General features: G+C 43.4%; 10 protein-coding genes. 4 read left to right on the top strand and 6 right to left on the bottom strand.

Translation table 11 applies throughout. The features are described 5' to 3' along the window. Positions 1-15 precede the first annotated feature (15 nt). Both CPIN_RS08285 and CPIN_RS08280 read left to right on the top strand, forming a co-directional pair. The gene (locus CPIN_RS08285) at positions 16-1,521 is read left to right on the top strand and encodes an amino acid permease (protein ID WP_012789323.1); all 1,506 of its coding nucleotides are present in this window, start codon (positions 16-18) and stop codon (positions 1,519-1,521) included. Between the two features lie 159 nt (positions 1,522-1,680). Beyond that, positions 1,681-2,391 (top strand): YebC/PmpR family DNA-binding transcriptional regulator, encoded by a 711-nt coding sequence (locus CPIN_RS08280; protein WP_012789322.1) that lies wholly within the window; start codon positions 1,681-1,683, stop codon positions 2,389-2,391. 96 nt (positions 2,392-2,487) lie between these two features. On the opposite strand, the gene CPIN_RS08275 is transcribed toward CPIN_RS08280, so the two are convergent. Both CPIN_RS08275 and CPIN_RS08270 read right to left on the bottom strand, forming a co-directional pair. After that, entirely contained in the window at positions 2,488-3,198 is a 711-nt protein-coding gene (locus CPIN_RS08275) for a response regulator transcription factor (RefSeq protein ID WP_012789321.1), read from the bottom strand. Between the two features lie 424 nt (positions 3,199-3,622). Next, positions 3,623-6,022, bottom strand: coding sequence for an alpha-ketoacid dehydrogenase subunit alpha/beta (locus CPIN_RS08270; RefSeq protein ID WP_012789320.1), 2,400 nt, complete (start codon positions 6,020-6,022; stop codon positions 3,623-3,625). A 207-nt stretch (positions 6,023-6,229) separates the two neighbouring features. On the opposite strand from CPIN_RS08270, the gene CPIN_RS08265 reads away from it, so the two are divergent. Together CPIN_RS08265 and CPIN_RS08260 are read left to right on the top strand one after the other, a co-directional pair. Next, a complete protein-coding gene (locus CPIN_RS08265) occupies positions 6,230-6,622 on the top strand; it encodes a DUF1573 domain-containing protein (RefSeq protein WP_012789319.1) in 393 nt (130 codons plus the stop codon). Positions 6,623-6,776: 154 nt separating this feature from the next. Further along, positions 6,777-8,003, top strand: coding sequence for a pyridoxal phosphate-dependent aminotransferase (locus CPIN_RS08260; RefSeq protein ID WP_012789318.1), 1,227 nt, complete (start codon positions 6,777-6,779; stop codon positions 8,001-8,003). A gap of 610 nt (positions 8,004-8,613) precedes the next feature. Here CPIN_RS08260 and carA read toward each other — a convergent pair. The 4 genes from carA to CPIN_RS08240 all read right to left on the bottom strand — a co-directional run bounded on the left by carA (position 8,614) and on the right by CPIN_RS08240 (position 12,369). Next, the gene (carA, locus tag CPIN_RS08255) at positions 8,614-9,723 is read right to left on the bottom strand and encodes a glutamine-hydrolyzing carbamoyl-phosphate synthase small subunit (protein WP_012789317.1); all 1,110 of its coding nucleotides are present in this window, start codon (positions 9,721-9,723) and stop codon (positions 8,614-8,616) included. A 95-nt stretch (positions 9,724-9,818) separates the two neighbouring features. After that, positions 9,819-10,646 carry a hypothetical protein gene (locus tag CPIN_RS08250; protein ID WP_012789316.1) on the bottom strand — a complete coding sequence of 276 codons (828 nt, stop codon included), beginning with the start codon at positions 10,644-10,646 and terminating at the stop codon, positions 9,819-9,821. A gap of 174 nt (positions 10,647-10,820) precedes the next feature. Then, complete coding sequence (gene rplQ, locus CPIN_RS08245) at positions 10,821-11,300, bottom strand: 50S ribosomal protein L17 (protein ID WP_012789315.1); 480 nt, start codon at positions 11,298-11,300, stop codon at positions 10,821-10,823. A 73-nt stretch (positions 11,301-11,373) separates the two neighbouring features. Then, entirely contained in the window at positions 11,374-12,369 is a 996-nt protein-coding gene (locus tag CPIN_RS08240) for a DNA-directed RNA polymerase subunit alpha (protein ID WP_012789314.1), read from the bottom strand. Positions 12,370-12,434 lie beyond the last annotated feature (65 nt).

Here is a 12,434-nt window from a genome sequence, read left to right as displayed (position 1 = left end):
AATATCTCAATTTGTATGGGCAAACTTTTTGTAAAAAAGCCAATCTCCCTGTTATTAGCTGAAGCGTCCGAATCTGAGAAAGGTCTCAAACGTACATTAGGTGCGGGATCGCTTATAGCTTTAGGTATAGGCGCTATCATCGGTGCCGGGCTTTTTGTAAGAACAGCGGCTGCTGCGGGACAGCACGCAGGTCCGGCTGTTACTATTTCTTTCATTATCGCTGCTATTGGTTGTGCCCTGGCAGGTCTCTGTTACGCTGAGTTTGCCTCAATGATCCCTATCGCCGGTAGTGCTTACACCTACTCTTACGCTACAATGGGTGAATTTATTGCGTGGATCATTGGATGGGATCTTGTGCTGGAATATGCACTTGGCGCCGCTACTGTGGCTATCGGTTGGTCTCAGTACCTCAACAAGTTGCTTGAAAAGGTATTCGGGCCCGGGTTCGCCATACCTTATGAGTGGTCTCACAGTCCTTTCGAAATTTCCGATGCAGGCGTTCACGGTATCATGAACATACCTGCGGTATTTATATTATTGCTCCTGTCTCTGTTACTGATCCGTGGTATCGAAGGTTCTGCAATTGTTAATAACATCATCGTTATTACCAAAGTAGCTATCGTAATCCTGCTGATCATCCTGGGATGGCAGTTTATCAACCCGGCTAACCACACGCCGTTCACTATTCCTGCTGATGCTGGTTCTGTAACTATGCACAATGGTAAAGTGGTGAACTATGCCGACTTCTGGTTCCATGGAATACCAGGGGTACTACGAGGCGCCGGTGTTGTATTCTTTGCATTCATTGGTTTTGATGCGGTGTCTACTGCTGCACAGGAAACCAAGAATCCGAAAAGAAATATGCCGGTAGGTATCCTTGCTTCACTGGCTATCTGTACTGTACTTTACATCCTCTTCTCTTATGTACTGACTGGTATCGCTCCTTATCAGGACTTCCTGAAACAGGGTGGTGAGGCTTCCGTTGCTTATGCAATTGATACTTATATGCCAGGCTACCAGTGGTTGTCCACATTTGTAACGGTGGCTATCCTCGCTGGTTTCTCTTCTGTTATCCTGGTGATGCTGTTAGGTCAGACAAGAGTATTCTACTCTATGTCTAACGACGGTCTGGTACCAAAAGTATTCTCCAACCTGCATCCTAAATTCCGTACGCCGTACAGATCTCAGCTGCTGTTCTTCGTTTTCGTATCCCTGTTTGCTGCATTCGTTCCGGACAGCGTTGTAGGTGATATGACGAGCATCGGTACACTGTTCGCGTTCGTACTGGTTTGTCTGGGTGTAATAGTTATGAGAAAGACTAACCCTGATCTGCCACGTGCCTTTAAAACACCAGCAGTGCCGTTCATTCCGATACTGGGCGCTATCTTCTGTCTGACGATGATTGTCAGCCTGGGTATTGAGAACTGGGCACGTCTTATCGTTTGGCTGCTGATCGGTTTCGCTATCTACTTCGGTTATAGCGTGAAGAACAGTAAAGCCAGAAAAATGAATCAGAAATAAAATTATTCTCACAATACAGATAACGAGGTCGGAAAATCAGGCTGCAAAAGCAAATGATTTTCCGGCCTTGTTGCTTTAAGAAGGCGGAAGAAGCTTATTATTACTATAAAAGTGACTATTTTTGCGTCTCGATTTTCTTAATAATTAATTATACCCACTATGGGAAGAATATTTGAAGTAAGAAAGGCCACCATGTTTGCCAGATGGGACAGAATGGCCAAACAATTTACCAGGATAGGCAAGGATATAGCGATTGCAGTAAAAGGAGGAGGTCCTGATCCTGAAAATAACCCCGCACTCCGCCGTTGTATTGCGAACGCCAAAGGTGTTAACATGCCTAAAGACCGTGTAGAAGCGGCTATCAAAAGGGCAATGGGTAAGGACAAGACTGACTATGAAGAAGTTGTATATGAGGGATATGCTCCGCATGGCGTAGCTGTAATGGTGGAAACTGCTACAGATAACACCACCCGTACAGTTGCTAACGTGCGTATGCACTTCAACAAAGAAGGTGGTACCCTGGGTAACAGTGGTTCCGTAGGTTTCATATTTAACCGTACCGGTGTATTCAAGATCAAGAACGAAGGCCAGAACCTGGAAGACCTGGAGCTGGAACTGATCGATGCTGGTCTGGAAGAAATCGGTGAGGACAGTGAAGGCAATATCGTTCTGCACACGCCATTCACAGAGTTTGGTAACATGTCTAAAGCACTGGAAGAAAGAAATATCATTCCTATCAGTGCGGAACTGCAGCGTATTCCTACTACTACCGTAGAACTGAACGAAGAACAGGCGAAAGAAGTACTGACCCTGATCGATCGTCTGGAACAGGATGACGACGTACAGCAGGTTTTCCACAACCTCCGTTAATATTCCTTGTAAGGATAATAAATCAAAAGGCCTCGTCACAAGACGAGGCCTTTTGATTTATATAATCAGTTGATGAGTCGCAGGTTTGCTGGTTGATCAGAGCACGCGGCATACTTCACTTTCAATGACAAGGCGTAGTCCTTTGCCATGGATCGTTTCTAATTTAATGGTATTATCCAGTTTGAAGTGCTTGCGGATACGGGTGAGGTACACGTCCATACTACGGCCGGTGAAGAAATCATCGTTACCCCATACACTTAACAAGATCCCTTCTCTCTTTAAGCGTTTATTAGGATTGTCGCAGAGGAATTTCAGCAGTTCAGCCTCTTTTGGTGGCAGATTGATGGTCTGACTGGTGGGAGGATGATAGATTTTGAATTCGCTGTAGTTGAAGATCAGCGTTCCGAGTTTAAATACGATCTGTTTATCATTTTGAAGCAGACGGCTTCTTTTCATAAACACGTCCATGCGACAAAGCAGCTCTTCCATATTGAAGGGCTTTACCAGATAATCATCTCCACCGCATTCAAAACCGTTTAGTTTATCCTGCTCCATATATCTTGAGGTAGTGAAAATAATAGGTATGTTCTCATTTCTGTCTCTGATCTCTCTGGCCAGGGCGAATCCATCCATTCCAGGCATAACCACGTCTAACAGACAAATATCAAATGGGCGTTCCTGAAAAGTGTTCCACCCTTCTTCTCCGTCAGAGCAATGTACTACCAGATAGCCTGCTTTTTCAAGATGGCTTTTGATGACTTTGGCGAAAAAATGATCGTCTTCTACTAACAGAACTCCTGCTTTCATAAATGGGATTTGGGTTGATGGTTAATTTAGAAGTCATTTCCTGACAAAATAGTGTTACAAAATGACAAATTATTAACTCTTAACGTGGACTAAATGTTTATCCAATTTAGCTTTATTCTTTTAAATTTTGGCGATACAATGTGCTGTATATCCATTCATTTCGTTCATTCGCAACCTAACAAAAAATAAGCATGTCTAATATATTAATTATCACTAAGAATAGGAAATAACATTTGGTTAATCTTATCAGGAAATAGCGGGACAGCTTGCTATGTTAAATAATCATTCTATTATTTTATAATACATTTATCATGGACGGAATTTATAATATTTGTACAAAGCATTAACATCTTCTTAAACCTACAACCTACACAACAAATTAAAAACGCAAGGCTCATGCCTTGCGTTTTCTTATAATCAGTGATTATTCTTCTATCATTTCCATCACTACCCTGATCACATCTTCCACATTTGGTTTGGAGAAGTAATCCCCGTCAGAACCATATGCAGGTCTGTGGGCCTGTGCACTCAATGTTCTTGGTGCAACATCCAGCCATTTGTAACCACCCTGCAATTCCATTACCTGCTGGAACATATAGGCAGTACCTCCACCAGGAACGTCTTCATCAACAAAGAGAATACGGTTTGTCTTCTTCAGTGATTCAACAATCTGATGATTGATATCAAATGGTAATAAAGTCTGTATATCTACCAGTTCGCAGGAAATACCGAATTTCTCCAGAGACTGTATCGCTTCTTCGATAATACGTAGCGTAGAACCATAAGAAACGATCGTAATATCCGTACCCTCGTGTACCACTTCTGGTACGCCCAGCGGCACCGTAAAGCTACCCAGGTTCACCGGCAGTTTCTCTTTCAGCCTGTAGCCATTCAGCGATTCGATCACTAGTGCAGGCTCGTTAGCGGCCAGGAGGGTGTTGTACATACCGGCAGCCTGTACCATGTTACGTGGTACACATACATTCATTCCTCTCAGAGAACCAAGGATCATACTCATCGGAGAACCGGAGTGCCAGATACCTTCCAGACGGTGACCTCTGGTACGAACGATGATAGGACAGTACTGTATACCTTTTGTACGGTATTGGAGACTGGCCACATCGTCGCTGAGCGGTTGCAGACCATAGATCAGATAATCCAGGTATTGTATTTCCGCGATAGGACGTAACCCACGGAGCGCCATACCGATACCCTGGCCCATAATAGTGAGCTCACGGATACCTGTATCAAATATGCGTTCCTTACCATGTTTCTGCTGTAAACCGGCAAAACCCTGGTTCACATCACCGATCTTACCTACATCCTCTCCGAAAGCGAATACTTTCGGGTTGTTTTCGATCAGCTGATCAAAGTATTTGTTTAATACTTCATAGCCATTTATCGGATGCGCACTATTGTCATATTCTGCCGGCACAACCGGTACGTTCTGCACAGAGTTGACGCCTTCTGCATATAACAGGGAGTTATAGTTATTCTTTTCGCTCGCAAGCAGATGCTCATAATGCTGCTTCAGTGCATCCATCGCAGGCGCTTTTACACGTCTGTGTGCAAACAGGATACTAGCTGCTGTTTTCAGCACATCGCGTCTCAACGGTTCACGGTTTGCCTGCAGATCTTTCAGCAGCTGCTTTACCAGCTCGCTGTTTACATCAGGCAGCCCCACCACGGCTTCACCATAGCTCAACAGTTGCTGTACCTGCTGACGGATCGGAGTAATATATTTCTCCCAGGCATTTTTACGCGCATTCTGGGCGACTGTTTTAGCTTCAGCTTCCACTGCCAGCAGGGTCGCTTCGTCAGACAGGGCATTTTCCAGTATCCACTGTCTCATCTGGTTATTACAGTCGAACTCCTTTTCCCAGGACAGACGTTCCTTGCTCTTATAACGCTCATGAGATCCACTGGTAGAGTGGCCCTGTGGTTGCGTCATTTCTTCTACATGGAATAATGCAGGAATATGTGTTTCTCTCATCTTCCGGATACCGGCTTCAAAGGTTTCACACATAGCGGCATAATCCCAGCCTTTCACAGTATAAATATCAAAACCGTTAGAATCTTCCGTTTTACGGAATCCTTCCAGTGCGGCACTGATTGAATCTTTAGTAGTCTGGTATTTACGCGGTACGGAGATACCATAACCATCGTCCCATACAAATACCGCCAGTGGCACCTGTAGTACGCCGGCTGCATTCATGGTTTCCCAGAAATGTCCTTCCGATGTAGAGGCGTCGCCGATAGTAGCGAAGCAGATTTCATTACCGTTATTGGATAGCTTGGAGAATTCTTTCAATACTTCCACATCTCTGAATAATTTGGATGCGAAAGCAAGCCCCAGCGCGCGTGGCATCTGCGCGGCAGTAGGCGACATATCTGTTGCGGTATTCTTGATACTGGTCAGGTCCAGCCAATTACCATCCTTTGCAAGGTTAGGTGTAGCAAAATGGGAATTCATCTGGCGTCCTCCTGAAAATGGCTCATTCGCCAGATCAGGGTCGGCATACATCTGTGAAAAGAATTGTTCTGGCGTGGCAATACCTGTAGCAAAGGCAAAAGTCTGGTCACGGTAATAACCCGAGCGAAAATCACCAGGCTGGAAATATTTGGCCATGGCAATCTGTGCCACTTCCTTTCCATCTCCGAAAATACCGAACTTGGCCTTTCCGGTAAGTACTTCCTTACGGGCCAGCAGACTAACTTCCCTGCTTTCGCAGGCCAGGCGATAATCATTCAGTACTTCTTTCCGAAATTCGTCGAATGATAACCGGCTTTCCATATTCATAGTCAGTTCATTGTTTTCTATCATGCCTCTTTGTTAAAGTACAAAAGTAAGGTTAATTATAGTTAATTATACAGTTGCAAAATGTCTGAAAATGTAATGCGTAAAATAATTGGATTTTTTTTAATAAGATTTTAATAAATTCTTAGGCGCCACATTAAATTTGGCTGTAAATTTGTTACTAAGTAAACGATGATCTTTTTTTTAACCAATCGTTTTAAAACCACATTATACATGAAAAAATTTATCTTATCCCTATTTGCGAGCATGCTGTTAACCACAGCTCTCTGGGCGCAGACACAGACCGGAAACCCTGTTGATGCAAAAGTGAAATTCAAACAGGAAACTATCGATTTCGGTAAGACCAAGCTGAACAAGCCTGTTTCAGTTGATTTTGAATTCACAAACACTACTAAAGAACCAGTTCTGATCGAAACTGCCCGTGCTAGTTGCGGTTGTACTACTCCTACATGGACTAAAGAACCAATTCTGCCAGGTAAGAAAGGTAAAGTAACTGCCAGCTATAGCGCAAACAGCGTTGGTCAGCAGAACAAAACTGTTTGGGTAAGGTTGAAAGGTGTTGACCAGGATAAAGAACTTCACCTGACAGGTACAGTTGAAAACTAATCATTACAACTACCTTATAAACGTAAAAAACGCCTTACAGTAACACTGTAAGGCGTTTTTTATGGCAGGTAACAGCTACCGTCCACGTCAATCATTCTTAGCCGCAGATAGCCCCATAACCACTACCTTTGTATACTCAAAATCAAAACAATTTATGCCTACCATTAGTAAGAGAGGGGAGCAAATGCCACCTTCTCCTATCAGGAAGCTGGTTCCTTACGCAGAAGCAGCCAAAAAAAACGGAACCAGGGTTTATCACCTCAATATCGGTCAGCCGGATATTGAAACACCAAAACCAGTACTGGATGCAGTACGTCATTCAGACTTCAAAGTACTTGAATACAGTCACAGCGCAGGTAACGAAAGCTACCGCCGTAAACTGGTGACCTATTATGAGCGATTCGGTATCAAGCTGAACCATCAGCAGATCATCGTTACCACTGGCGGTTCTGAGGCGATTCTGTTTGCCTTTATGGCCTGCCTGGATGCAGGAGATGAAGTACTGGTTCCTGAGCCTTTCTATGCTAACTATAATGGTTTTGCAATCGAGGCAGGCGTACATGTACGTACCATTACCGCAAATATTGAAACTGGCTTTGCCCTGCCGGCAATGGAAGCATTTGAGAAAGCGATCACGCCCCGTACCAAAGCGATCATGATCTGCAATCCAAACAACCCAACCGGTTATCTATATAGTAAAGAAGAACTTTCCATATTAAAGGATTTGTGTCTTCGTCATAACCTTTACCTGTTCTCCGATGAGGCATACCGCGAGTTTTGCTATACCGGTGAACATTTCTCTGCCATGAACCTGGAAGGCCTGGAAGAAAATGTGATCCTGATGGATACCATTTCCAAACGTTACAGCGCCTGCGGGGGCAGAATCGGTGCGCTGGTGACTAAAAACCAGACAGTACTGGATGCGGTAATGAAATTCGCCCAGGCACGTCTGAGTCCTCCTTCCTTTGCGCAGATCGCCGGTGAAGCTGCGATTGATCTCCCGTTAAACTATTTTGACGAGATTAAAGCAGCATACCTCAGCCGTCGCGATGTGCTGGTGAGTATGCTGAATGATATTCCAGGCGTTTTCTGTCCGAATCCCGGAGGAGCATTTTATGCTATCGCCAGATTGCCGATTGATAATTCCGACAAATTCTGCCAATGGTTACTGGAATCGTTCTCTTATGAGCAGCAGACGGTAATGCTCTCCCCTGCTACGGGCTTCTATGCTACGCAGGGTCTGGGAACAGACGAAGTACGCCTCGCATATGTACTTAACACGCAAGACATCAAAAATGCGATGATCTGTCTTGCAAAGGCACTTGAGGTGTATCCAGGTCGTACCGCTGTGAAGGAAGCAACACTAGCCGGTCAGCAATAATACACATTAGTTTAAATTCTATATAATAGATATTTTCTACTTTTGATAAAAAAAGGGCCAAAACGGCCCTTTTTTTACATTAAGAAAAAACATATGTGCCAATTCTTAAAACAAAAACTGTTTTTTATTGCACTAAATGTTTTTTACTTCAATTTTCTTTGTATATTTGAAGTGCGAAAGGCAAGCAGACAAGTGGGAAAGTAAAGAGGAGTGAGCTTGGAAGAACACTTGTTTAGCATAAATTTAACCTTAAGAATTTCGATAAGCGTTTTAGATTGTGGAACTTCGATCTATAATTCTGAAAAAGCAGAATTAATAACACGGAAGTATGATTTATCAGATTTCTGTAAAAAAGTTAGATAGAAACTAAAACGTTTTAGCAAAATACCGTATTTTTGTATCAGTTTTTCATAACGTGGAATTTATAAAGGCAAACGGCTCCGATCACGGAGCCGTATTTTTTTGCACTATACTCAACAAGATAATTGATAACCAATCTTTTATAGAAAAATACCCTTAATACCGAACACACCTGTTGACAAACTATAACCAAACAAAAAAAGGCGGCCTGCAATCAGGACCGCCTCTTTTATTTTTATCTTCAGCAGATTTACATGTTCGCTTTGATCATGTTAAAGAAGTCATCAAACAAATAACGGCTATCGTGAGGACCAGGAGTTGATTCCGGATGGTACTGTACGGAGAATGCCGGTTTATTCTTGATACGGATACCCTCGATAGAAGAATCGTTCAGGTTCACGTGTGTTACTTCTACTGTTTCGCTGGCAGCAATTGCCTTTGGATCTACCGCAAAACCGTGGTTCTGGGTGGTGATCTCACAACGACCAGTTGCCAGGTTCTTTACCGGGTGGTTCAGACCGCGGTGACCATGGTGCATTTTATATGTAGGGATATCATTTGCCAGCGCCAGCAACTGATGTCCGAGACAGATACCGAACATTGGTTTATTTGCGTTCAGGATCTTTTTAACAGTGTCAACAGCATATTTCAGTGGAGCCGGGTCACCAGGTCCGTTAGAGATGAAATACGCGTTTGGTTTAAATTTTTCACACTCTTCAAATGGTGTATCTGTAGGGAATACCTGCAGGTAAGCGCCTTTTTCGGAGAGGCATTTCAGCATGTTACGCTTTACGCCATTATCCAGTACTGCAATACGGATTTCAGCATCCGGATTACCTACATTATAAGCTTCTTTGGTAGATACTTCAGCACACAGCGCCAGACCTTCCATAGAAGGAACCTGCTGTAACTTCGTTTTCAGCTGTTCTACATCCAGGATCTCCGAAGAAATAATACAGTTCATTGCACCTTTGCTGCGGATATGAGCAACCAATGCTCTGGTATCTACATCATGGATCGCTACCAGGTTATTGTCTGACAGGAATTTTTCCAAAGAACCGTCAGCCATCTGGCGGGAATAGTTGTAAGCGATATTTTTACATATCAATCCACTGATCTTCACATCGTCACTTTCTACGTCGTCTTTTTTAACGCCATAGTTACCAACGTAACAATTGTTCATGATCAGGACCTGGCCTTTGTATGAAGGATCCGTAAATACTTCCTGGTATCCTGTCATTCCAGTGTTAAAACACAATTCACCGGCGGCGGTGCCTATTTTACCAAAAGCTTTTCCGTAAAATACTGTTCCGTCATCTAATAACAGTACAGCCGGCTGGATCGATCTAGTCTGAGGCATGCTTATTTTTTCGTTTTAAAAAATCGTGCAAAGTTATTGAATAAATGGTTAACAATTAAGAATTCCACCCATTAATTGTTAATCTTTCCACTCAATTATTTGACATCAATCGATTTTATAATACGATGTGCCGTTGCTAAAGCTAAAGTATCGTCCTCCCGGTACCTGATTACAATCTCCCAGCGATGCTGTCCATTCACCATCAACAAATTAGAGAAAGCAAGGCGGATGCCGTTCTTATAAATAAAACTTCCCTCTTGTAGAAGGGCAGACATACCATTTTGTGTCAGGGTATCGGTCTTATATTGGAGATCGGAGATTTCCTGGTTCTTTTTCATCTCTGTAGCTGCTGCTGCTCCGGCAACTTCCAGGTCATTGGATACGTTCGGGCGATAGCTGTACATGTTCACTTCCACCTGCATGCCCTCTTCTACCCTGTTCCGGTAGCTTTTAGCGTATTCCACAAATTGAGCGATTTCCGGCGCCAGGGGCCTGTCATTTACCCCCAGGTGCATCGGTGTGCTGATCTCGATAGTTTGACGACCTATTTTGACGGTCTCCCAGGAGGAATACAACCAGGCTTTATTGATTTTCGGATAGATCAGGTTGAATACGACTTTCTTGCCAATATAACCACCAGCTACGGCTGCCAGGCCGATAACAAGGATAATAGTAATAATAACACCACGTCTGCCGGCCCAGGCCAGGTAACGTTGCTGCAATAAACCGAGATGGTTGGTTCTTGCTTTTTTAGGCTTTATGCCGGTTTCGTGCTGGAATTGTTCAAAGGTGCCTTCTGGATTCTTTAATTTCCAGTCGGCATAGTTAGGGGACAGTTTTTTGCCACATTCAGCGCAAAAGGTGAGAAATTCTGATTTTAATTCATTGTAGTGCCCGCAACTTTTACATTTCAGGTAAGTCATAAGATATAGAGTAGTTTTAAACGGATCTTCCCGCTGTTTTCATTTCCAGCCACGATATTACAAAAAAATATAATTAATCTGTATCCGCTTTTACAGATGAAGGGAAAGGAGCAAAAAAAAATCCCGGAGTAAACTCCGGGACTTTCTTTATGAATTGAAGCGAATGCTAAATAATTATTCAGCTGCTTTTTCTTCAGTTGAAGTAGTGCCTTCTTCAGCTTTTTTCTTGCTACCGCCGGCACGACGTGTTTTCTTAGCTGGAGCTGCTTCAGTTGCAACTTTACCGCCATAGATTTCGTTAAAGTCTACCAGTTCAATCAGCGCAGTTTCCGCGTTGTCACCAACACGTTTGCCTAATTTAATGATACGAGTGTAACCACCTGGACGGTTAGCGATTTTCTCGCTGATAGCACCGAACAGTTCTTTGATTGCCTCTTTATCCTGCAGGTAGCTGAATACAATTCTACGGTTGTGGGTAGAATCGCTTTTTGCTCTTGTCAGCAGTGGCTCAACATACACACGCAGCGCCTTAGCTTTCGCCAGGGTGGTAGTGATACGTTTGTGCTTAATCAGTTCCATAGCCAGGTTAGATAACAGGGCTTGACGGTGAGCAGAAGTTCTGCTGAGGCGGTTTAATTTTACTCCGTGACGCATGACGCTTTGTTTTTAAAGATTCCCCTGTACCGTGTCAGGAATTACAGGGTACTTATGTTCTAATTGATTTCGACTATTCTTCGTCTAATTTCAGTTTGGACAGATCCATACCGAAATGTAAACCTCTTTCGTTCAGTACTTGTTCGATTTCGCTGAGAGATTTCTGACCGAAGTTTCTGAACTTCATCAGTTCTTCCTGCTCGTACTGTACCAGTTCGCTCAGGGAGTTAATCTTAGCTGCTTTCAGACAGTTGAAGGCACGAACGCTCAGATCCAGATCTTCCAGCGGCGTTTTCAGGATTTTACGCAGCTGCAGTGTCTGTTCGTCAACCACATCTTCCTTCTCGGTATCTTTAGTATCGAAGCTGATGTTTTCATCGGTGATGATCATCAGGTGCTGAATCAGTATACGGGAGGCTTGTTTTACAGCTTCTTCCGGGTGGATTGTACCATCAGTGATCACTTCCATGATCAGTTTCTCATAGTCAGTCTTTTGTTCCACACGGGTGTTCTCGATGCTATACTTTACGTTTTTGATTGGCGTAAAGATAGAGTCGATCGCGATATAACCGAAAACGGCATCTTTAGGTTTATTCTCTTCAGCTGGCACATAACCACGGCCTTTACCGATAGTTAATTCGATATCCAGCTTTGCAGATGGATCCAGCGTACAGATAAGCAATTCAGGATTCATGATCTGGAAAGCACTGGTTGCTTTTTCGATCATGTCAGCACGGAACTCAGTTTTACCTTTAATAGAGATCTGAATTTTCTCGTTGTTAACTTCGTTCTCAACGATGCGTTTGAAACGTACCTGTTTCAGATTCAGGATGATTTCAGTTACGTCTTCAGTGATCCCTTTTAAAGTTGCAAACTCATGATCAGCACCTTCAATCTTTATTCCCACAATGGCATAACCCTCCAGAGATGACAGGAGCACACGACGCAGCGCATTACCCACAGTCACACCGTAACCCGGTTCTAACGGCCGGAATTCGAATTGAGCTTCAAAGTCAGTTGACTTCTGCAAAACGATCTTATCAGGCTTTTGGAAATTCAGAATTGCCATTGATATGTTAAGTTTAATTGTTTATGTAAAACTGGCTTTAGCCATTAACATGCAGCCCTTAGCAA

This window comes from Chitinophaga pinensis DSM 2588, assembly GCF_000024005.1.
Taxonomy (GTDB): domain Bacteria; phylum Bacteroidota; class Bacteroidia; order Chitinophagales; family Chitinophagaceae; genus Chitinophaga; species Chitinophaga pinensis.
Note: the sequence above shows the minus strand (reverse complement) of the source record. Positions and strands in the feature narration are given on the sequence as shown.